We start from the raw sequence: 20414 nt of genomic DNA, 5'->3' as shown, positions 1-20414 counted from the left end.
AAAATTCCGTCTTTTTTAAGCAGTCAAGTCCTTATGTGGAAATTTTTATACCAAATGGCTTCGCCGAAGACTTTTTTTCAATTGACTAAGCCCTGGCTTGGTTGGTTGGGATATGCTGCTTTGTTGTTTTTAACCCTGGGCTTCTTATGGGGTTTATTGTTTGCCCCTGCCGATTATCAGCAAGGTGATGCATTCCGCATCATTTATCTTCATGTGCCAAGTGCGTTCCTATCCATGGCCTTGTATACCTGGATGGGTTTTCTCGCCGTGCTGTTGCTGGTTTGGCGCATCAAAATGGCGGGTTTAGTTTTAGGAATAGCGGCGCAAGTTGGGGCAGTAATGACTTTCATCGCTTTACTGACTGGGGCTATTTGGGGTAAACCCATGTGGGGCACCTGGTGGGTCTGGGATGCCAGGCTTACCTCAGAACTCATTTTGCTCTTCCTGTATTTGGCCATTTTAGCTACTAAGGATTCGTTTCAGAATAAGGAACAGGGGGATAAGATAGCCGCTATCTTGACCTTGGTTGGTCTCATTGATTTGCCAATCATCCATTACTCAGTGTATTGGTGGAATACCTTGCACCAAGGCGCAACGCTAACTTTGTTTGCCAAACCTAAAATAGCAGCCCCCATGCTGTACCCTTTATTATTCAGCATCATTGGCTTTTTCTTATATGCGTTTTGGTTGATTTTACATAAGACCCGAAGTGAGTTGCTAATCAGAGAACGTCGGCACGACTGGTTAAAAAAAATGTTTGAGCGGGGGGAACTATGAATCCAGTTCTTCAATGGTTAAATATGGGCGGCTATGCCACATATGTGTGGCCTGCCTATGGCTTGGTGTTTGGTATTTTGATTCTGTTGGCGATTCGAGTGAAATTCGATGCATCACGCAAACGTAAACAGCTTCAGCAGTGGTTTAAGAGGCAAAAATGAACCCAGTACGCAAACGTAAAATGCTGATGCTTGTATTCATTGTATCGATTTTGGCGATGGCTGCGGCTTTGGTTCTATATGCTCTAAGGCAAAATATCAGCTTATTTTACAGCCCGAGCCAGGTGATAGCTGGTGAAGCGCCAGCTAACCACAACATTCGTTTAGGCGGCATGGTGGTGAAAGGCAGCATCATCCGCTCCAAAAAGGATTTAGCCATACAATTTAAGCTGACGGATTTCAAAGAGGAAGTGACGGTTTATTATCGAGGCATTCTGCCCGACTTGTTTCGTGAAGGACAAGGCGTAGTGGCCATGGGCAAATTAAGCGATGCACATCAGTTTCAGGCCAGTCAAATTCTCGCCAAACATGATGCCAACTACATGCCTCCTGAAGTGAAACAATCGTTGGCTAATGCTAAACAGAATGGAGAAAAAAGTTCTACATGATTGCTGAAATGGGTTTATTTTCATTAATTCTTGCTTTGTTATTCGCGTCTTTATTGGCCATCGTACCCAGTTTAGGTCTTTGGCGACAGAAAACGGCCTGGATTGCAGCGGCTCCTCTTTATGCGATCGCGCAATTTATTTTCGTTTCATTTGCGTTCCTTTGCTTGGCATTTTGTTTTTTAAGAGATGATTTTTCGGTCATCTATGTTTTAAGCAACTCCAGCACTTCTTTACCCTGGTTTTACAAGCTGTGTGCGGTTTGGGGAGGGCATGAGGGCTCCATGTTGCTATGGGTAGCGATTTTAAGTTTTTGGATGGTGGCTATTAGCCTGTTTAGCTCTTCGCTTGAACAGGACATGAAAGCACGCGTATTAATTGTATTGGGGCTGATCAGCATTGGCTTTATTCTTTTCCTTTTATCCACGTCAAATCCTTTCGCACGTCAATTTCAGCTTCTCAATACTCAAGGGCGAGATTTAAATCCGCTGCTGCAAGACCCAGGGTTTCTGTTTCATCCGCCCATGCTTTATATGGGTTATGTGGGCTTTTCAGTCGCCTTTGCTTTTGCCATCGCCGCGCTTTGGGTTGGTCGTGTGGAATCCTCTTGGGCAAAATGGACCCGACCATGGACTTTGGCTGCCTGGTGCTGTTTAACTGCAGGCATCACTTTAGGCAGCTGGTGGGCTTATCGTGAATTAGGCTGGGGTGGTTGGTGGTTTTGGGATCCGGTTGAGAATGCCTCTTTTATGCCATGGCTGGTGGGCACTGCTTTGCTTCACTCCCTGGCCGTGAGTGAGCAAAGGCAGCAGTTTAAGGCCTGGACATTGTTGTTAGCCATCACTGCGTTTTCGCTGAGCTTGATTGGAACTTTCCTCGTGCGCTCCGGCGTCTTGACCTCGGTTCATGCGTTTGCAGTTGACCCAAAGCGCGGGTTATACATTTTGACCTTTTTACTGGTGGTGATCGGCGGCTCTTTGCTGTTATTTGCTCTACGAGCGCAAACTTTGCAAAATAAAGATGCGGCATCGCCCGTTTCAAGAGAAAGCGCGCTGCTATTAAATAATGTTTTTCTTGCTGTAATGATGTTAACTGTACTAATGGGCACAGTTTATCCACTGTTAATTGATGGTTTAGGTTTGGGCAAATTGTCCGTAGGTGCGCCTTATTTCAATTCCGTTTTCATTCCCTTAATGATTCCATTACTGATATTAATGGGGCTCGGAATTCATTTAAATTGGCAGCGGGATCAGTTTGATAAAATCCGCAAACGTTTGCTAAATGTAAGTTTGATGAGCTTATTATTGCCCCTGGCTTTGTTGTGGCTCTTAAGCGATTCCGTTAAAGGCTATGCCTTATTGGGTCTGGTACTTGCTGTATGGATTATCCTGAGCACGCTGAAATTAATTGTCATTCGTTCCCAACAGCGTGGAATGCGAAATCTGGGCCAGGCGTTTTTAGGGATGGTTCTTGCTCATTGTGGTGTTGCGGTAACCGTAATAGGCATTACGCTGTCTTCAAACTATGGTGTGCAAAAGGACGTGCGCATGGCACCAGGTGTGAATGCAAAACTTGCAGGTTATGAAATTCAATTCATTGATGAACGGTCGTTACAAGGTCCCAATTACCATGGCACACAGGCTCGCTTTAAGATTAAAAACAACAACAGCAGCAAGTTCATTTACCCAGAAAAAAGAATTTACAACGTCGGCAAGATGGCCATGACTGAGTCAGCGATTGATGTGAATCCATTTAGGGATATCTACATTGCCTTGGGTGAGCCTTTGGATGATAAGGCTTGGTCAGTCCGTTTATATTACAAGCCTTTTGTGCGCTGGATCTGGGGCGGCGGTTTTTTGATTTTGACAGGTGGATTACTGGCTCTGGCTGATAGGCGCTACTATCAGAAACGTCAAATGGCTTTATCTACACAAGAGGTGGTGTTATGAAGCTGTGGCGTTTACTGCCTTTCGCCGTTTTTGTCATCCTTGCTTGTTTCCTCTGGAAGGGATTGTTTCTCGAGCCACAAAAACTGCCTTCGGTTCAACTTGGAAGGGCATTACCCTCATTTGAACTGGACAGCTTAAATGATGAGCATCGCTTTACGCCTGACTTGCTCAAGGGACAAATTAGCTTGCTTAACGTTTGGGCAAGCTGGTGTCCTGCTTGTACTGAAGAACAGGTGTTTCTGACGCAGCTTTCTCAGCAGGGAGTGCCAATTTTTGGCATAAATTATAAAGACAACAGTGATAGTGCTAAACAGTGGCTTAAGGATTGGGGTAATCCCTATCGCAATGTGGGTGAAGACCGAGACGGAAAACTGTCTATTGATTTAGGTGTTTATGGCGCACCGGAAACCTTCCTCATTGATAAGAAAGGAATCATTCGTTACAGGCATGTGGGTGTTCTTGATGAACAAAGCTGGAATGCGAATTTCCTGCCTCTCATTAAAAAGCTGGAGGCGGAGCTATGAAAAAAATATTCGTTTTTCTTACGGTGCTGATGGGTTTGGGGCTGGCTATTGCCCATGCTGATAACCTCTACCCCCTTGAAACGGCAAAACAGGAGGCACAATTTTCCCATTTATTAAGGGAACTTCGCTGTCTGGTTTGTCAAAATCAGGATTTGGCTGATTCCAATGCCAGTCTTGCAAAAGATTTGCGCGGGCAAGTGTATCATTTGGTTAAAGAAGGGAAGAGTGATAATGAAATCATTCATTATTTAACGGAAAGATATGGCGATTTTATTTTGTTTAAACCCCCCGTTAAACCTTTAACCGCTTTGTTGTGGTTTGGGCCTGCGTTGTTTTTACTCGCAGGTTTGTTGATTTTTTGGCGTACCTGTTTAAAGCGAAATGCAAATGGATAAGTGGTTATTAATTTCTTTAGCAATCTTGCTGCTCCTGGCTTTGCCAGTTGCTTTGTATCCTTTGCGAGCTTCTAAAAAAAGCTTGTTTATCATCATACCGTTAATGGTTTGCTCTCTGGCCTTGGCTTATTGGCAGTGGGGAGCTTTGCCGCAATGGTCAGAATACCAGCAACAACAAGAAAAACAGAAAAAAATTGTCGCATTAATGCAAACCATTAAAGGCCCGGAACAATTAATTGCCAAACTTAAGGCTAGTCTTAAGGCCAATCCCAACAGTGCTAAAGGCTGGTATTTGCTCGGACGAATCTATGCCAGCCAGGGAGAATGGTTAGACGCTAAAGCTGCATTTGAAAAGGCCTATCAACTTAATCCAGCGGATGAAACCATTGTTGTAAATTATGGCCAAAGCCTTTGGCAATTAAATCAGCAACAGTTCAATGACACAATTCGTACTATTTTTAACGGCCTGTTGCAAAAAAATCCGCAACAACCTGATGCTTTAGCCATGTTGGCCATGGATGCTTTTGGTTCGAAAAATTATCAATCTGCAATTGATTATTGGCAGAAGTTGCTCAAGTTAGCTCCTGAGCACTCCGAAGAAGCACAAATGATTCTAAAGGCTATTGCTAAAGCACAAGGGGAAATGCAGTCGAATCATTGATGGTTGGATTGGAATATACAAGTAAGGCTTCATCTTAGGAATAATATGAATCAACTGATCACCTTAATGCCCGGAGATGGTGTTGAAATCATCGCGCCGGCTTCTCGTTGTTCGGATAAACAACTTGCCGAACTCAAACAGTTGCTGACTTCCTGGGGGTTAAACTGCTTTGTCCAGGATGAGCTATTCGGTCAGGATCTGTTATGTGCGAACAGTGACGAACTTCGTTTTTCTGCCTTGAAAAGGGCGCTGTACAATCCGGACATCAAAGCAATCGTTTGTGCCAGGGGAGGCTACGGGAGCATGCGCCTGTTGCCTGAGTTAATTCAATTACCCCCTCCCCAAACCCCAAAATTGCTCGTAGGAATGAGTGACATTACCGCTTTGCATTTATTCTTGCAGCAACACTGGTCTTGGCCTAGTCTTCATGCCGCTTTGGCTGTTGATAAATTCAATTGGGAATGCATTGAAATGAGCAAAGCGCTTATGTTTGCTGAAAAAAAGGAGATTTGTTTTAAAACCACTGCTCTTAATCGATCGGCGCAAGAGCAGGTTTCCATCCAAAGTAGCGTCTGCGGTGGCAACTTAACGCTTGTGCAAACCAGCCTGGGAACCGATTGGCAAATTAATGCTGAAGGCAAAATTATTTTATTAGAAGAGGTTGGCGAAAGAGGGTATCGGGTTGATCGAATGCTTGAACAGCTGCGCCAAGCCAAAGTGTTTGATCAGGCTGCAGCCCTATTGTTTGCTGATTTTACCGAGGGAATTGAGCCTGATGGCTCATCTTTGATAGAATCAGTGATTAAGCGATTTGCTGAAACTTGCAAGATACCTGTGTTTAAGACCCATGGTATTGGCCATGATCCGGTTAATTTTCCCATTCCCTTAGGTACAATGGCCAGAATCGAAACAGCTGATAACCAAATTGTGGTGAGTATTTAAAACAAGCTATGCATAATTGTTGTGTTTATGTTGAAATATCGTCTAGACTAAATTTGCTAAAAGGAATTTTTGCCTTCAAGGAGAGAACATGACCGATCGAGTTTATCAAGTTGTTCAATTAGTTGGTACTTCAGAAATTGGTATTGAAGAAGCAATCAATAATGCTATTGCTCATGCTGCCAAAGTTCATGGCAAGCTGGATTGGTATGAAGTGATGGAAACTCGTGGCTTTATCGATAATGACAAAAGTAAGTATTATCAAGTCCATCTAAAAATTGGCTGCCATGCCCATTAACCACTACTTGAGTGTGGTCAGCAGAGAAACTTAAATCCAGGCACTCTATAATAATTGACTTAAAACCGGGATGGGTTTGAGCGGCTATCATCTTTAATACTTAGGTCTTAAGCTTAAGAACTTAACTGGTCTCTTCATATTCTTTTAGAGCCTTCAGAAAATGCCAGCCATAATGACTTAATTTATGCTGCCCAATTCCGGAAATATTTAACAGGTCATCCATGGTTTTCGGCTTTTTTTTGGTCATTTGTTGCAAGGTGGCATCGCTAAAAATCATAAAAGGAGGTTTACCTTCCTCATCGGCCAGTTTACGCCTAAGACTTCGCAACAACTGAAACAAAGGATTGGTTTCAATCACTACAGTTTGATGTTTGGTCTTGGCCAGTTTTTCCTTTGGCTGGATTTTGGGAAGAGAGAGCAGCACCTGCTCTTTATTTTTTAAAATGGCCACCGCCTTTTTACTTAAGCGAAGGATATTAAAGTGCTCGGCATCTTGAAGGCAGTAGTTACGATGAATAAGCTGCCAAGCTAAATGTTTCCAATAATTGGCTGATTTGTCTTTGCCAATTCCAAAAGTGCTGAGACGGTGGTGGCCTGCTTTTTGAATTTTTTCAGAGCTGCTGCCCCGCAACACTTCAATGGTGTAGCTCATACCATAACTTTGGTTCAGACGATAAATGCAGGAGAGAAATTTTTGCGCATCTTCGGTAGCATTAACCACTTCTGGCGGGTTATCGCAAACATCGCAATAATTACATTGCTCTTCCATGGATTCATCAAAGTAATGCAGCAAAATCTGCCGACGGCAATGCGTCGCTTCCGCAAAAGCCAACATATGGTTGAGTTTGTTCGTTTCAATTTGCTGCTGCTTAATATTTGAGGTGCCCGCAATCCAGGCACGCAGCCTCGCGCTATCACCTGGATCGTAAAGCAATAAAGCTACTGCAGGCAGTCCATCGCGACCAGCCCGTCCAGTTTCCTGATAATAGCCTTCAATATTTTTAGGTAAATCATAATGGACTACAAAACGCACATTGGATTTGTCTATACCCATTCCAAAAGCCAAAGTGGCCACAACCACATCAATTTTGTCGTGACGAAATAATTGTTGTACCTCGCGCCTTTCCTGATGTGGTAAACCGGCGTGATAGGCTCTGGCTTTAAACCCCAAATCTTGTAATTTGTTGGCAACCCGCTCAACCTCATTACGAGTTCCGCAATAAATTATTCCGGATTGCTGCGTTTGCGTTTTAAGAAAAAAATGCAATTGCTTCATCGGGTTGTCTTTCGTGATGACGCTGTAGTGAATGTTGGGACGGTTGAAAGACGCAATGAATTGTTTGGGTGAATAGTTGAGCTTATTAATGATGTCTTGGCGTGTCAATTTATCAGCGGTGGCGGTAAGTGCCACCATTGGAATGCCTGGAAATAATGTCTTCAATTGTCCAAGACTGGCGTACTCAGGCCGGAAATCATGTCCCCATTGCGAAATGCAGTGCGCTTCATCAATGGCAAATAGCGCGAGCTCACAACTTTGTAAACGCTCCAAAAATGAACCCGTCAGCAAACGTTCTGGAGCAATATAGAGCAAATCAAGTTCGCTGGCGTGGAGTTGGGCCAGCACTTGGCGTGCTTCGTCGCTGCTTAGAGAGGAATTGTAATAGGCAGCCTTGATTCCTTGCAACTTCAGCGCCGCGACTTGGTCTTCCATTAGGGCAATGAGGGGTGAAACGACGATGGCAACCCCTTTTCGAACCAAAGCAGGGATCTGGTAGCACAAAGATTTTCCCCCGCCAGTGGGCATTAGAACCAGAACGTCTTGACCGGCGATTAAGTGCTCTATGATTTCTTCTTGCGGATGTCGAAATGCATCAAAACCGAAATAATTCTTTAAAACATGCAGAGCTTCTGAGGGTTTGGAATGAATGTTTACGCCTTCCATACTGTTCTTATTATTGTTTGATGAAAGAGAAAGTTTGTACTAAAAACTGTCTGGCCACCATCGTAAGCTTGAGTGCTTTTTACAACGTAAAGTCTGTTCATGCAAGTCTTAAAACAGAATGCTGTTGATTTCCTTAGCTGCAATGAACTGGTTGGAGCCATTCTGGAAAGCTGCCTTCCTTAAATTTTTTACCTTGGGCAGTAAGCTTCAGTGACTTTGCTTGTGCTATCGTTTTAGAATACTAACTTAGCCATGTTTTAAACATTAAGGAAAGCTATGGATTTCAAGTTCAGCGAAGAGCACCTTGCCTTTCGGGATATGGCTGCGGAATTTGCACGCAACCAGTTGGCTCCTGGGGCGGCGGCATGGGATGAACAAGCCTATTTCCCTATAGAAGTGATGCGGCAAGCGGCTGCATTAGGAATGGCTGGCATTGTGTGCGGGGAAGATATTGGCGGCGCCAATTTAACCCGTTTAGATGCCGCTATCATTTTTGAGCAACTGGCCTCAGGTTGTGTGAGTACCAGTGCTTATCTCTCCATTCATAATATGGTTGCCTCTTTAATTGATCGTTATGCCTCTGAACATTTGAGAACCCTTTGGGGGCCTAAGTTAACGTCAATGGAAGCCCTGGGAAGTTACTGTTTAACGGAGCCTGAATCTGGTTCCGATGCCGCATCGTTAAAAACGAGGGCTGCCAAGGAAGGGGATTACTACGTTTTAAATGGTGCCAAGGCATTTATTTCAGGCGGCAGTGTCAGCGATGTCTATCTATGCATGGTTAGAACTGGAGATGAGTCTCACCATGGAATTTCCTGCCTTCTTGTTGAAAAAAATACTGAAGGGTTAAGTTTTGGGAAGTTAGAACATAAACTGGGTTGGCGAAATCAGCCCACTTGCATGATTTATTTTGAAAATTGTCGTGTACCGGTCACTAACCGCGTCGGTGAAGAGGGTATGGGATTTAAAATTGCTTTAAATGCTTTGAATGGTGGGCGAGTCAATATTGCTGCTTGTTCTTTAGGGGGAGCAAAAGCCTGCTTGCGCCTAAGTCAGCGCTACGTTCATGAACGCAAGCAATTTGGTAAAACTTTAAGTCAAATGCAAGCTTTGCGGTTTTATTTTGCAGACATGCTAACCGATTTTGAAGCAGCAAGGCTTATGGTTTATCGGGCAGCAGATGCTTTGGATAAAGCAGATGTTCATGCGCCAATGTATTGCGCCATGGCTAAACGCCTGGCTACTGACGTTGCTTTTCGCATCAGTGACAAAGCCATGCAGCTTCATGGGGGTTATGGCTATTTGCACGATTATCAAATTGAGCGTATTTTCCGTGATTTGCGGGTTCATCAAATTCTTGAAGGAACCAATGAAATCATGCGCGAGATTGTAGCGAAATCCAGCCTGGATGATGAATATATTATTGAATAACAGGAGTTTTCATGAATTTAATAGAACAAAATGTAGATGGGCGTGGCATTCTCAATTTAACATTGAACCGGCCAGAAAAGTTAAACGCCTTAAGCACGGAAGTGCTTCAGATCCTTGATGAATTACTCGATTCGGCGAAAGAAAATCCCAAAGTTAAAGCCCTCTTGATCACTGGTTCTGGCAAGGCATTTTGCGCTGGCGCTGATATTTCCCGTTTGGCTGAATGCAACGCCCAAACAGGTTATGAGTTTGCGCGCCAAGGACAGAATGTTTTCAGAAAGCTTGAAACATTAGGTAAACCGTCACTGGCAGCCATCAATGGATTTGCTTTTGGGGGTGGATGCGAGTTAGCCATCTCAGCCAGCCTAAGAATTGCTTCCAGCAATGCGCAATTTGGGCAGCCTGAAGTAAAACTTGGGGTCATTCCCGGTTATGGCGGCACACAACGTCTGGCCAGATTAGTTGGTAAAGGAAGGGCCATGGACTTGTGCTTGACTGGGCGATTTATTGATGCTCAGACTGCCTTAAATTGGGGCTTGGTTACGGCGGTTGTCGAGCCAGAATCTTTACTCGAGGAAGGTAAAAAAATCTTGGGCACCATATTATCCATGGGTCCTTTGGCCATTCAAAGCGTAATGGAGGTGATTGATCATGGTTTTGACATGAGTCTCACCGATGCACTACACCTTGAAGCCGTACATTTTGCTAAAATTTGTGCAACTCATGATAAACAAGAGGGAGTTAATGCTTTTCTGAGCAAAAGACAGGCAGAATTTAAGGGAGAGTAGTGATGGATAGTATAAGCTTTGCAGAAGAAGGCCAAATTGGTTTGGTTACTCTAAACCGGCCACAAGCCTTAAATGCTCTGACACTTGACATGATCCAAGCCCTACAGCAACAACTGCTCACCTGGGAAAGCAATCCGAATATTTGTGCTGTGGTGATTCGAGGTGAGGGCGAAAAGGCATTTTGTGCTGGAGGCGATGTCCGCTGGCTTTATGAAGCTGGCTTAAGCCATAATCCTCAGCAGATGCAGTTTTTCTGGCATGAATATCGTCTTAATCATTACATTAACCGTTATCCTAAGCCTTACATTGCCTTAATGGATGGCATCACCATGGGGGGGGGCGTTGGAGTTTCCCTTCATGGTTCTTACCCTGTGGCTACAGAGTGTTTCGTTTTCGCCATGCCTGAGACGAGTATTGGTTTTTTTCCTGATATTGGTGCTTCTTATCTGCTATCGCGCTGCCCAGATGCAGTGGGATTGTATTTGGGTTTAACAGGCAACCGTATTTCTGCGGAAGATGCTTATGCCTTAGGGCTAATTAAAGCTGTTGTTCCTTCAGAATCGATTGAAAAGCTTTTGCATGAGCTTATTAACAGGGATTTGTCCAACCACCCGCAAAGTGTCATTGATGATTGCATCAAACAGTTTGCCAAGGCGAATTCACAAGCGCCAATTGAGGAGCAGCGCAAGGTAATTAAGGATTGTTTCTCACGCTCCAGTGTCGAAGACATCTTTAATGCTTTAAATGAAAGAGGGGATGATTGGTCAACAACCATTTTAAATAGTCTGCACTTTAAAGCGCCTCTCAGCCTGAAAATTACTTTTGCCCAAATTCACAAAGCTGCTTCTTTAAATATGGCGCAATGCATGGCGATGGATTATTGTCTGGTTAGCCATTTTATGCAGGGGCATGATTTTTATGAAGGCGTACGAGCATTATTAATCGATAAAGACAAATCACCTCGCTGGCAGCCAAGCACTTTAAACCAGGTGAGTGATGCTATGGTTATGGAGTATTTTGCTGGCAATGAAGAGCTCATCCTTATTATTTGATCTAAGGGTAGAAGTCCTTCTATGTGGCGATAACTGCCGTTATGCCTAGACTTAAGGAACGCTTGGCCTTCTGATTGGCTGAGCCATGATGTTGCTGTCTATTCAGGAAGGAAGTTTAAAATTTGCTAAAATATAACTGGTAACTGAGTGTGTGCAAGGAGTTGCCCCGTTATTTCACGGCTATTTAATTGTGTATAACTGACATTTTGCATAAAATGCTCATTCCAAGCTCAAACAGGTTCTTTATGTCAGATTTTTATCAAGATTTTTCAAAAAGACGGACATTCGCCATCATATCCCACCCAGACGCGGGTAAAACAACCGTGACTGAAAAATTGTTGTTGTTCGGAGGAGCGATTCAGCTTGCAGGAACTGTAAAAGGCCGCAAAGCAGACCGTCACGCCACTTCCGACTGGATGGAAATGGAAAAGGAGAGGGGTATCTCTATCACCACATCCGTGATGCAGTTTGTGCATAACCAGCATGTGATTAATTTATTGGATACCCCAGGCCATGAAGACTTTTCGGAAGACACCTATCGTACTTTAACGGCGGTTGATTCGGCGTTGATGGTCATTGACGTCGCCAAAGGTGTGGAAGAAAGAACAGTAAAGTTGATGGAAGTCTGTCGTTTACGTGATACACCGATTATGACTTTTATCAATAAATTAGATCGTGAGGGTAGAGAACCCATTAGCTTGCTTGATGAGGTCGAGACGGTACTAGGCATCCAATGTGCGCCAGTGACTTGGCCTGTGGGAATGGGTAAGCGATTTAAAGGTATTTACCATTTGCATCAGGACACGATATTCCTGTACCAGCCAGGGAAAAACAGTCAAAAGCAAGAGGCCTTAAAGATTAAGGGCCTGGACAATCCGCAACTGGATGAACTGCTGGGCGAGATGGCACAAGAATTACGCGATGAAATTGAATTGGTTAAAGGCGCTTCTCACGAATTCAATCTTGAAGATTATCTGGCGGGTAAGTTAACCCCGGTTTATTTTGGTTCAGCCATTAATAATTTTGGCATCAAAGAACTTCTGGATGATTTTGCTGAGCACGCTCCAGGACCAAGGCCTCGTGCGACTCTTGAGCGGCAAGTGAATCCTGATGAAGAAGCCTTTAGCGGCTTTGTATTTAAGATTCAGGCTAACATGGACCCGAAACATCGGGATCGGATAGCCTTTTTACGCATTTGCTCCGGTACCTTTAAAAAAGGGATGAAGTTAAATCACCTGCGCATTGGTAAGGAAATACAAATAGCCAATGCTTTGACTTTTATGGCTGGCGACAGAACCCATGCTGAAACGGCTATGGCCGGTGACATCATTGGTTTGCATAATCATGGGACCATTCGTATTGGTGATACCTTTACCCAAGGGGAGCAGTTAAAATTTACAGGCATTCCGAACTTTGCCCCTGAATTGTTTCGCTTGGTCAGACTTAAAGATCCACTAAAAAGTAAAGCGTTGGTCAAAGGTTTAATTGAACTGTCGGAAGAAGGTGCCACCCAGGTTTTTCGGCCATTAAACAGCAATCAGCTCATTTTAGGCGCGGTTGGTGTGTTGCAATTTGATGTAGTGGCCCATCGCTTAAAACATGAATACAAAGTTGATTGCGTTTATGAAAACGTAAGTGTGACTTGTGCTCGCTGGGTTTATTCAGAGGATGAAAAGGCCATGGCTGAATTCCGCACCAAGGCTTACGACCATTTGGCTTTAGACGGCAGCGATTCTTTGATGTATTTGGCGCCAACTCGGGTAAATTTGACGATGGCTCAGGAACGTTATCCTAAAATTGAATTTTCTGCCACTCGAGAGCATTAAAAGACCAGGAGCTTTCAGTGTCTGAAAGCTCCTGATAGGAATACTAGGCGGAGCAGCTCGCACTTATGGTATGGGGGCCTTTATTTGTTAATCGCACCTTCCCTCCAGAGTCGGCAACGATGGTTACCTTATCACCGTCGTGAACCGTAACATAAATGTTGTCGCCTTCTGAAAGTTCGGTGCCATTGATTTTTCCTGATCGTTTTAACACTTCAATCAAAATTGGATTGCTGCTGTCTTGGCTATGTATGGTGCATACCGAAGTGATTGTCCAAAACCAGGAATTCACAAATTCTTGAGGATCATTTGGAGGTAATTCATAGTCCAGACTGATACCAACATTGAATTCATGAAGGTTAGTAGAAAAAGCACTGGCGCTGAATAAAGCACCAGCAAAAAGCAAGCCATAACCAAGCTTTCGCAACATAAATGTCTCCTGAAAAAAAAGATTAAGATACCTGTATTTTTTATGGATGGCAAACAGGGAAAAATTTTAGATCAAATTCATAAATATTTTTGTTTTTATTCAATGTAATTTTTTTAATTTTGCTGTTCTTTCTTGAGTAAAAAAGAAAATTTATTTTTTAGAAAATAAAAAAAACCCGCAACATTTCTATTACGGGTTTTTATTATATAACAAGTTAATTTTTCAAGTATTTTTTATATTTCTGTGAGTGCTTTGGCAATGGATTCAGTCATCTTTTTCGCATCGCCGAACAACATGTAGGTGTTGTCTCGGTAAAATAAATCGTTTTCAACGCCCGCATAACCCGGTGAGAGGCTTCGTTTTACAAATAAAACGGTTTTGGCCTTTTCTACTTCCAGCACAGGCATACCATAAATGGGAGAGCCAGGATCCGTTTTGGCTGCGGGATTGGTAATGTCATTAGCACCAATTACGAAGGCAACATCGGCTGTGGCAAAGTCGCGATTGATTTCGCTTTGCTCATACACCCGATCATAAGGAATGTTGGCTTCCGCAAGCAGCACGTTCATATGGCCGGGCATGCGGCCAGCGACCGGATGAATGGCAAAACGCACGCGTATATCGCGCTTTTCTAACGCGTCTACCAGCTCTTTTACGGCGTGTTGGGCATGTGCCACAGCCATGCCATAACCAGGCACAATGATGACATCCTTGGCGTTGCTCAATAGAAAAGCTGCATCTTCCCCATTGGCTTGATGAATTTGCTGGTTGTCCTGCCTTACTGCCGAAGTTCCAGTGTCGCTAGCTTTAAGGCCACCGAAAATGACGTTTATAATTGAGCGGTTCATGCCCACACACATGATGTAACTCAAAATTGCCCCGCTGGCACCGACCAGGGCACCGGTTATCACCAATAAATGGTTACTCAGCGTAAATCCAATTCCAGCGGCAGCCCATCCAGAATAGGAGTTCAGCATGGAGATTACGACAGGCATATCCGCGCCGCCGATTGGGATGATTAAGAGCACTCCCAGGAGAAAAGAAAGAGCCGCCATGGTGATTAGGGTGTAGAGGGATTGGCCGGTTAAAAAGAAAATGAAGATAGCTACAATGCCAAGAGCAAGGATGAGATTCCCAAATTTTTGTCCTGGATAACGAATGGGTTGTCCTGACATGATGCCTTGAAGCTTTAAGAAAGCAATGACAGAACCGGAAAAGGTGATTGCACCAATGATTAAACCGAGGCTCATTTCGACAAGGCTTGCTGTTTCAATATTACCGGGTCTGCCAATGCCAAAAGAAGCTGGGGCTAAGTAAGCGCAAAAAGCGACAAGAACCGCTGCAAGGCCAACCAGGGAGTGAAAGCCAGCTACCAACTGGGGTAGGGCGGTCATATTGATTTTAAGGGCAATGATTGTTCCTACGATGCCCCCGGCGATAATTAAAGCGATGAGCAGCAAATGATGGTGAGTGGACGGCATCATCAAGGTGGAGGCCACCGCTAGAAACATGCCAAAAATCCCCAGCAAGTTTCCTCGCCTTGCGGTGGCAGGGCTTGCCAAGCCTTTAAGTGCCAGAATAAAGCAGACTGCCGCAATCAGGTATAAAAATGGAAACAAAGAAGTCATGGCTTATCGTCCTTAATCATTATTTTTTATACATGCGCAGCATGCGTTGAGTCACCACAAACCCACCAAAGATATTGATGGCTGTGATGAATATTCCTAATCCACCTAAAACGGTTATCGTGCCTGTAGCGGTCGTTCCGGCCGCGATAATCGCTCCTAAAATAATGATGCTTGAGATGGCGTTGGTGACTGACATCAATGGGGTATGCAAAGCAGGGGTTACCTTCCAAACCACGTAATACCCTACAAAGCAGGCTAATACGAAAATGGTTAAAATCGCTATATAGGGGTTGCTTAAAGTGTTAATGCTATGCATGTTGAGCTTCCTTATTCGCTTGAAAGGGAAGGTATTTCCCTGCATGACAAAGCAGGGCTTGTTTAATAATTTCATCCTCGGCATTGAAGTTCAATTGCTCGGCTTTGGGAGCCAGGAGGCGCATTAAATTAAGCAAATTAGTGGCATACAGTTCACTGGCCGTTGCAGGAACAAATCCTGCTAAATTGCTGTAGCCTACAACAGTGACTCCGCCAATACGGACAACTTTATCCCGCTCACTGTACTCGCAGTTACCGCCACGAGAGGTTGCCAGATCAACAATGATTGAGCCTGGTTTCATGCCTTCAACCGTTTGCTTGGTTAAGAGGATTGGCGCCTTTCGGCCTGGGATTAAAGCTGTGCTGATGACGATGTCAGATTGCCTGGCAAATTTATCAATCAGTTCGGCTTGTTGACGTTTGTATTCTTCCGAGGTTTCCGAAGCATAACCGCCCTTTGTTTCGGCATCCTGTTCCACACCCACTTCCACAAATTCAGCGCCTAAACTTTCTACTTGCTCCTTGGCCGCACGTCGGACATCAAAGGCATAAACGACTGCACCTAACCGTTTGGCCGTTGCAATTGCTTGTAATCCGGCCACACCAGCCCCCAAGACCAGAACTTTGGCCGGGTGAATCATTCCAGCTGCCGTCATCATCATCGGAATAGCCCGTTTAAAATAAGCTGTGGCTTCAAGGACAGCCCGGTAACCGGCCAGGTTCGCCTGTGAAGAAAGGCTGTCCATGCTTTGGGCGCGGCTGATTCTGGGTATTAAATTCATTGAAATGAGGCTGATGTTTTCCTTACATGCCCAAGTGATTAATTCCGCTTGCGGCTCATTATCGATATGGGCAATCACGAGACTATGGGCTTGCAGCCCGTCCAACTCGCTGGGATTAGGTTCATTGACCAGCAACACGATGTTTGTGGTTTTAAGTAGAACCGTTCTCTCATTAACAACCGTCGCCCCGGCTTGTTGGTAATCAGCATCACTGAAACCTGAGGCATTACCGGCCTGCGTTTCAACGGTCACCTCAAAACCCATTTTAATGTATTGCTTCACCGCAGCGGGGGAAATCGCAACGCGAGTGTCTTTGTCGCTCTCATTTAAGGTTGAAATTATCATGGAAATATCCCTATCACCTTTTTCTTTATCCTATTGGAATATAATTGTTATTGCTAGGGTTTTTCCATCAATTTTGCCGTTAAACACCCAATTTCATGGAGTTGTTTGAACTTGTGATTTCGCTAAAGTACGTCCTTTAAAGCAGGTCCGACATGGAATATGGAAATACTCTGTTTTTTTGCGGGGGCGGCCTTTTTTTACACGAATTCAGCGCTTTGCCTGTTGCTGATGTTTGCATTATTGTTCAAGCCAAGCTCAGCTTATCCAATTTGTTTTTTAGCAGGATTATCATATTGCCTTGTTCATGAGTGGCTTATTGCTGATCAAGGGATGGGAAACAAGGCTTTAAAGGTGATGCCAAAAGTCTTCATAGAAGGTGAGATAGTTTCCATTCCAACAGCCACCGAAGCCAAATCACAGTTTCAATTTAGAGTGGTTAAGCTTGACCGCCAGCCCGCGTCAGCAATTGTATTGCTGTCTTGTTACAATCATTGCCCTAAGTTTCATTTAGGTGATCGCTGGCGATTTCAAGCCAAATTGAAAAAACCACAAAATCTGGGTAATCCTGGACATTTTGATTACGTGGCCTGGTTGAGGATGCATCATATTAACTGGACTGGTTACATTAAATCTCAAGCTATGACGCGGCTAGCAGGAGCAAGAGGGCTTAGCTTGTTGGCTCTGCGCCAGCATTTCGCCCATTCAGCCTCGGCCCTTATGTCGCATGAGTCCTCTTTAGGAATTTTTGAAGCCATCAGCCTCGGTTTAACCAGCCACATCGATAAAACGCTTTGGGATTTGTTTCGGCGAACGGGTACAACCCATTTAATGGTCATTTCTGGATCTCATATCGGTTTGGCGGCAGGTTTGAGTTTTTGGCTGATGCGTTGGTTTTGGACAAGAAGCGCTCGTTTATGCCTGTTTTACCCAGCCCCGCAAGCAGCCAGTTTTGTGGCATTAATCGTTGCATTGGCTTATTCGCTTTTGGCGGGATTTGGTGCTCCAACGCAACGGGCATTATTGACTTGCTTTTTCATGTTGATGAAAAATTTTTTAAGCGGCCGTTTCAGTGTATGGCAGGCTTGGCGATATGCCTTGTTGTCAGCACTTCTTCTGGAACCTCATGATGTACTCAGTCCAGGCTTTTACCTCTCTTTTTTGGCCGTTGCCTGCTTAATTTTGGTCAATCAACGCTTTGCAGTGCAGGGAATTAAAAAAGTCATCCTGTTGCAACTGAGTTGCCTTTTTGGCCTGTTACCCTTGACCCTATACTGGTTTTCTTACGGGGCTTTAAACGGTTTTGCGGCGAATCTTTTGGCTGTACCGATGGTGGAATTGTTTATTGTCCCCTATTCTCTTGCCGGATTATTCTTAATCCAGTTTTGGCAGTGTCCCTGGATTTTATGGCCAATTGATGTTGGCATTAAAGTGTTGCTTGGCTATCTAGGTTGGATTGATTCCTTTTCATTCATTAATTTGCAATTTTCCTTCAACGACATCTTGCCTGTTTTGTCTTTAATGTTAACCATGTTTCTTGCTCTTTTTTTTCCGATAAGACCTGTTTTACCAGCCATTGCAGTGTTGTTCTTGGCAAGCCTTTTGCCTGGAAAGCAAAGGCTTGCAGAAGGGGAGGCAGCCATTGATGTGGTGGATGTCGGACAGGGATTGGCCATTGTGGTTCGCACTGCTAATCATAATCTGGTTTATGACAGCGGCATGAAATTCTATAAGGGAGGTGATATGGCCAATCTGGCTATCATTCCTTACCTTGAGTGGGTTGGGGTAAAAAGCCTTGATGCCATCATCATCAGCCACCCGGACCTCGATCATCGCGGAGGATTAGCTTCTCTTGAGGAGAAATATCCGGGAGTGCAGCTATTGAGCAACGAGGTTTCTTTTTATCGTCACGGCTTGAATTGCCACGATTATCCCCCTTGGACATGGGATGGCGTTTATTTCCAATTCTTACCGATTAATGAGCGATTTCCCGATAAAAATAACCGCTCCTGCGTGTTAAAAATTTCTACAGAAAATGGACAGGTTTTATTCACGGGCGACATTGAACGATTAGCAGAGCACTATTTGCTAATGACTTATGGTGACCATCTGAAAGCGGATGTGTTGGTCGTGCCACATCATGGCAGCAAAACATCCTCATCCAAAGAATTTATAGGTATGGTGGCTCCAAAATACGCCATTATTTCTTCCGGCTTTGATAATCGCTACCATTTTCCTCATCAAAAGACCTTGGATACGTTCAACGAAAAAGGAATCATCTGGTTTAATACTTCCAGTTGCGGCATGTTTAGTGTGCGATTAGGAAACAAAGAAGCCGAGTTAAAACCTAAGTGTTTCAATTCGCCTAACAATGGAGAAATCCTGTACTAACGGAGTTCTCGTTGACAATAAAATATACATCTTGTACCATGTGGCCACTTTAATTCATGGATTAAATGATGCGATTAGCTGCCGTTTTTCTTGTGGTATTAACCAGCTGTTTTTCAATTAACCTCTATGCCGAAGGGAAACATTGCGAGCAGCAACGCTGTGTCGCGGTGGTGGATGCAGGCAGCACAGGCTCCCGATTGCACATTTATTCCTATGATCTGGATAGCACACAAACTCCTGTGAACGTGACTGAAGTCTGGAACAAAAAAATCAAGCCCGGACTGGCGACGATTGAGCCCAATGCAGCAACGATTGATGCTTATTTAACAGCCCTGTTCTCCGGTGTTCCAGAGAGCAATCTACCCGTTTATTTTTATGCCACAGCCGGCATGCGTTTATTACCCCAGCCTAAGCAGCAGCAATTTTATACGCTAATGCAGCAATGGTTTGCCAATCAAAGCAATTGGACATTGCAGCAGGCTAAGACGATTACCGGTAGTGAGGAAGGGCTTTTTGGCTGGTTAGCGGTCAATTATCAACTGGGTGCACTTAATTCCCAAGACAAAGAGCTGGCTGGCGTGATGGACATGGGTGGGGCTTCGGTTCAAATCATCTTCCCGGTACAAAATGCCGACAACGTCAATCCACAGGATCTGAAACAATTCAATTTGTACGGCAGGCAATTTAATTTGTTCATTCATAGTTTCTTAGGTTTAGGCCAAACCGAAGTGACCCATCAATTTTTAGATGAATCCACCTGTTTTTCGGATAACTATGAATTGCCCACAGGGTTCACCGCCGCTGGCGATGCATACAACTGCGAAAGCAGCATTGCACCCTTAATGAACGTCCATAAAGTTAAGCGCACCGTGGCCCCGGCGATGGAAGGCAGCCAAATTAATAACTGGTTTGTTTTAGGCGGTATGGCCGAACTGGCCAAGTCCAAACCATTTGAATTCAACGGCCAATTCAGCAATCAGGATTTGTTGGAACAAGCCAACTCACAAGTTTGCCATCAATCTTGGGACAGTTTAAAAAACCAATACCCTGAAAACGAATACCTCTACGGCTACTGCCTGTTTTCAGCTTATTACTATGCCCTAATGGTGGAAGGCTACGGCCTTGAGCCCCAGCAAACGGTAAGTTTGCTGCCCAATAATCAAGGCAGCGACTGGACAATAGGGGTCGTCTTAAACCAAAAACCCGTTTAAATTCAATCTTGCACACAAACCGACTCGAGGTATAATAACCGCTATCGCCGTTGTAGCTCAGTCGGTAGAGCAATTGATTCGTAATCAATAGGTCCGCGGTTCGATTCCGCGCAACGGCACAGAAGGTATAAG

Annotated in this window: 20 protein-coding genes and 1 tRNA gene; 16 read left to right on the top strand and 5 right to left on the bottom strand. The window is 44.3% G+C overall.

Annotated features, from left to right (window positions below; translation table 11 throughout):
• Nucleotides 1-33: 33 nt before the first annotated feature.
• From EL203_RS08970 to EL203_RS08930, 9 genes are all read left to right on the top strand, one after another.
• Nucleotides 34-777, top strand: a complete 744-nt coding sequence (locus tag EL203_RS08970; RefSeq protein WP_058469863.1) for a heme ABC transporter permease — start codon at nt 34-36, stop codon at nt 775-777.
• The gene (gene ccmD, locus EL203_RS08965; RefSeq protein ID WP_058469700.1) at nt 774-938 is read left to right on the top strand and encodes a heme exporter protein CcmD; all 165 of its coding nucleotides are present in this window, start codon (nt 774-776) and stop codon (nt 936-938) included. The genes EL203_RS08970 and ccmD overlap by 4 nt, the downstream gene beginning before the upstream one ends.
• Complete coding sequence (gene ccmE, locus EL203_RS08960; RefSeq protein WP_058469699.1) at nt 935-1384, top strand: cytochrome c maturation protein CcmE; 450 nt, start codon at nt 935-937, stop codon at nt 1382-1384. Before ccmD ends, ccmE begins: the two co-directional genes overlap by 4 nt.
• Nucleotides 1381-3330 carry a heme lyase CcmF/NrfE family subunit gene (locus EL203_RS08955; RefSeq protein WP_058469698.1) on the top strand — a complete coding sequence of 650 codons (1950 nt, stop codon included), beginning with the start codon at nt 1381-1383 and terminating at the stop codon, nt 3328-3330. Before ccmE ends, EL203_RS08955 begins: the two co-directional genes overlap by 4 nt.
• Nucleotides 3327-3854, top strand: coding sequence for a DsbE family thiol:disulfide interchange protein (locus tag EL203_RS08950; protein WP_058469697.1), 528 nt, complete (start codon nt 3327-3329; stop codon nt 3852-3854). Before EL203_RS08955 ends, EL203_RS08950 begins: the two co-directional genes overlap by 4 nt.
• Nucleotides 3851-4249, top strand: a complete 399-nt coding sequence (locus tag EL203_RS08945; RefSeq protein WP_058469696.1) for a cytochrome c-type biogenesis protein — start codon at nt 3851-3853, stop codon at nt 4247-4249. Before EL203_RS08950 ends, EL203_RS08945 begins: the two co-directional genes overlap by 4 nt.
• Nucleotides 4242-4910 (top strand): tetratricopeptide repeat protein, encoded by a 669-nt coding sequence (locus tag EL203_RS08940; protein ID WP_058469862.1) that lies wholly within the window; start codon nt 4242-4244, stop codon nt 4908-4910. The genes EL203_RS08945 and EL203_RS08940 overlap by 8 nt, the downstream gene beginning before the upstream one ends.
• 45 nt (nt 4911-4955) lie before the next feature.
• Nucleotides 4956-5852 carry a S66 peptidase family protein gene (locus EL203_RS08935; protein WP_058469695.1) on the top strand — a complete coding sequence of 299 codons (897 nt, stop codon included), beginning with the start codon at nt 4956-4958 and terminating at the stop codon, nt 5850-5852.
• A gap of 88 nt (nt 5853-5940) precedes the next feature.
• Nucleotides 5941-6147: a dodecin gene (locus EL203_RS08930; protein WP_058469694.1), complete on the top strand. Its 207-nt coding sequence runs from the start codon at nt 5941-5943 to the stop codon at nt 6145-6147.
• Between the two features lie 121 nt (nt 6148-6268).
• Here EL203_RS08930 and recQ read toward each other — a convergent pair whose 3' ends face one another.
• Nucleotides 6269-8089 carry a DNA helicase RecQ gene (gene recQ / locus EL203_RS08925; RefSeq protein WP_058469693.1) on the bottom strand — a complete coding sequence of 607 codons (1821 nt, stop codon included), beginning with the start codon at nt 8087-8089 and terminating at the stop codon, nt 6269-6271.
• A 276-nt stretch (nt 8090-8365) separates the two neighbouring features.
• Here recQ and EL203_RS08920 point away from each other — a divergent pair, with 276 nt between their 5' ends.
• The 4 genes from EL203_RS08920 (at nt 8366) to EL203_RS08905 (ending at nt 13186) form a co-directional block, all read left to right on the top strand.
• Entirely contained in the window at nt 8366-9520 is a 1155-nt protein-coding gene (locus EL203_RS08920; protein ID WP_058469692.1) for an acyl-CoA dehydrogenase family protein, read from the top strand.
• An 11-nt stretch (nt 9521-9531) separates the two neighbouring features.
• The gene (locus tag EL203_RS08915; RefSeq protein ID WP_058469691.1) at nt 9532-10308 is read left to right on the top strand and encodes an enoyl-CoA hydratase/isomerase family protein; all 777 of its coding nucleotides are present in this window, start codon (nt 9532-9534) and stop codon (nt 10306-10308) included.
• 2 nt (nt 10309-10310) lie between these two features.
• Nucleotides 10311-11360 carry an enoyl-CoA hydratase/isomerase family protein gene (locus EL203_RS08910; RefSeq protein WP_232003925.1) on the top strand — a complete coding sequence of 350 codons (1050 nt, stop codon included), beginning with the start codon at nt 10311-10313 and terminating at the stop codon, nt 11358-11360.
• Nucleotides 11361-11605: 245 nt separating this feature from the next.
• Nucleotides 11606-13186, top strand: coding sequence for a peptide chain release factor 3 (locus tag EL203_RS08905; protein ID WP_058469689.1), 1581 nt, complete (start codon nt 11606-11608; stop codon nt 13184-13186).
• Between the two features lie 43 nt (nt 13187-13229).
• Here the strand turns inward: EL203_RS08905 and EL203_RS08900 are convergent, their stop codons facing one another.
• The 4 genes from EL203_RS08900 to EL203_RS08885 all read right to left on the bottom strand — a co-directional run bounded on the left by EL203_RS08900 (nt 13230) and on the right by EL203_RS08885 (nt 16683).
• The gene (locus tag EL203_RS08900; protein ID WP_058469688.1) at nt 13230-13613 is read right to left on the bottom strand and encodes a hypothetical protein; all 384 of its coding nucleotides are present in this window, start codon (nt 13611-13613) and stop codon (nt 13230-13232) included.
• 233 nt (nt 13614-13846) lie between these two features.
• Nucleotides 13847-15241 carry an NAD(P)(+) transhydrogenase (Re/Si-specific) subunit beta gene (locus tag EL203_RS08895; protein ID WP_058469687.1) on the bottom strand — a complete coding sequence of 465 codons (1395 nt, stop codon included), beginning with the start codon at nt 15239-15241 and terminating at the stop codon, nt 13847-13849.
• Nucleotides 15242-15260: 19 nt separating this feature from the next.
• A complete protein-coding gene (locus tag EL203_RS08890) occupies nt 15261-15557 on the bottom strand; it encodes a proton-translocating transhydrogenase family protein (protein ID WP_058469686.1) in 297 nt (98 codons plus the stop codon).
• Nucleotides 15550-16683 (bottom strand): Re/Si-specific NAD(P)(+) transhydrogenase subunit alpha, encoded by a 1134-nt coding sequence (locus EL203_RS08885; protein ID WP_058469685.1) that lies wholly within the window; start codon nt 16681-16683, stop codon nt 15550-15552. Before EL203_RS08885 ends, EL203_RS08890 begins: the two co-directional genes overlap by 8 nt.
• 159 nt (nt 16684-16842) lie before the next feature.
• Between EL203_RS08885 and EL203_RS08880 the strand changes: the two genes are divergently transcribed.
• From EL203_RS08880 to EL203_RS08870, 3 genes are all read left to right on the top strand, one after another.
• Nucleotides 16843-19071 (top strand): DNA internalization-related competence protein ComEC/Rec2, encoded by a 2229-nt coding sequence (locus EL203_RS08880; RefSeq protein WP_058469684.1) that lies wholly within the window; start codon nt 16843-16845, stop codon nt 19069-19071.
• A 65-nt stretch (nt 19072-19136) separates the two neighbouring features.
• Nucleotides 19137-20282, top strand: coding sequence for an acetate and sugar kinases/Hsc70/actin family protein (locus EL203_RS08875; protein WP_058469683.1), 1146 nt, complete (start codon nt 19137-19139; stop codon nt 20280-20282).
• Nucleotides 20283-20328: 46 nt separating this feature from the next.
• A tRNA-Thr gene (locus tag EL203_RS08870) sits at nt 20329-20401 on the top strand.
• Nucleotides 20402-20414: the final 13 nt, after the last annotated feature.

The organism is Legionella jordanis (assembly GCF_900637635.1).
Classification (GTDB): Bacteria; Pseudomonadota; Gammaproteobacteria; order Legionellales; family Legionellaceae; genus Tatlockia; species Tatlockia jordanis.
This window is presented reverse-complemented; position numbering and strand designations above follow the sequence as displayed.

Excerpts from the sequence above, each read along its gene's own strand:
- EL203_RS08970 (WP_058469863.1), top strand. The coding sequence starts at position 34 with ATGTGGAAATTTTTATACCAAATGGCTTCGCCGAAGACTTTTTTTCAA.
- ccmD (WP_058469700.1), top strand. The coding sequence starts at position 774 with ATGAATCCAGTTCTTCAATGGTTAAATATGGGCGGCTATGCCACATAT.
- ccmE (WP_058469699.1), top strand. The coding sequence starts at position 935 with ATGAACCCAGTACGCAAACGTAAAATGCTGATGCTTGTATTCATTGTA.
- EL203_RS08955 (WP_058469698.1), top strand. The coding sequence starts at position 1,381 with ATGATTGCTGAAATGGGTTTATTTTCATTAATTCTTGCTTTGTTATTC.
- EL203_RS08950 (WP_058469697.1), top strand. The coding sequence starts at position 3,327 with ATGAAGCTGTGGCGTTTACTGCCTTTCGCCGTTTTTGTCATCCTTGCT.
- EL203_RS08945 (WP_058469696.1), top strand. The coding sequence starts at position 3,851 with ATGAAAAAAATATTCGTTTTTCTTACGGTGCTGATGGGTTTGGGGCTG.
- EL203_RS08940 (WP_058469862.1), top strand. The coding sequence starts at position 4,242 with ATGGATAAGTGGTTATTAATTTCTTTAGCAATCTTGCTGCTCCTGGCT.
- EL203_RS08935 (WP_058469695.1), top strand. The coding sequence starts at position 4,956 with ATGAATCAACTGATCACCTTAATGCCCGGAGATGGTGTTGAAATCATC.
- EL203_RS08930 (WP_058469694.1), top strand. The coding sequence starts at position 5,941 with ATGACCGATCGAGTTTATCAAGTTGTTCAATTAGTTGGTACTTCAGAA.
- recQ (WP_058469693.1), bottom strand. The coding sequence starts at position 8,089 with ATGGAAGGCGTAAACATTCATTCCAAACCCTCAGAAGCTCTGCATGTT.
- EL203_RS08920 (WP_058469692.1), top strand. The coding sequence starts at position 8,366 with ATGGATTTCAAGTTCAGCGAAGAGCACCTTGCCTTTCGGGATATGGCT.
- EL203_RS08915 (WP_058469691.1), top strand. The coding sequence starts at position 9,532 with ATGAATTTAATAGAACAAAATGTAGATGGGCGTGGCATTCTCAATTTA.
- EL203_RS08910 (WP_232003925.1), top strand. The coding sequence starts at position 10,311 with ATGGATAGTATAAGCTTTGCAGAAGAAGGCCAAATTGGTTTGGTTACT.
- EL203_RS08905 (WP_058469689.1), top strand. The coding sequence starts at position 11,606 with ATGTCAGATTTTTATCAAGATTTTTCAAAAAGACGGACATTCGCCATC.
- EL203_RS08900 (WP_058469688.1), bottom strand. The coding sequence starts at position 13,613 with ATGTTGCGAAAGCTTGGTTATGGCTTGCTTTTTGCTGGTGCTTTATTC.
- EL203_RS08895 (WP_058469687.1), bottom strand. The coding sequence starts at position 15,241 with ATGACTTCTTTGTTTCCATTTTTATACCTGATTGCGGCAGTCTGCTTT.
- EL203_RS08890 (WP_058469686.1), bottom strand. The coding sequence starts at position 15,557 with ATGCATAGCATTAACACTTTAAGCAACCCCTATATAGCGATTTTAACC.
- EL203_RS08885 (WP_058469685.1), bottom strand. The coding sequence starts at position 16,683 with ATGATAATTTCAACCTTAAATGAGAGCGACAAAGACACTCGCGTTGCG.
- EL203_RS08880 (WP_058469684.1), top strand. The coding sequence starts at position 16,843 with ATGGAAATACTCTGTTTTTTTGCGGGGGCGGCCTTTTTTTACACGAAT.
- EL203_RS08875 (WP_058469683.1), top strand. The coding sequence starts at position 19,137 with ATGATGCGATTAGCTGCCGTTTTTCTTGTGGTATTAACCAGCTGTTTT.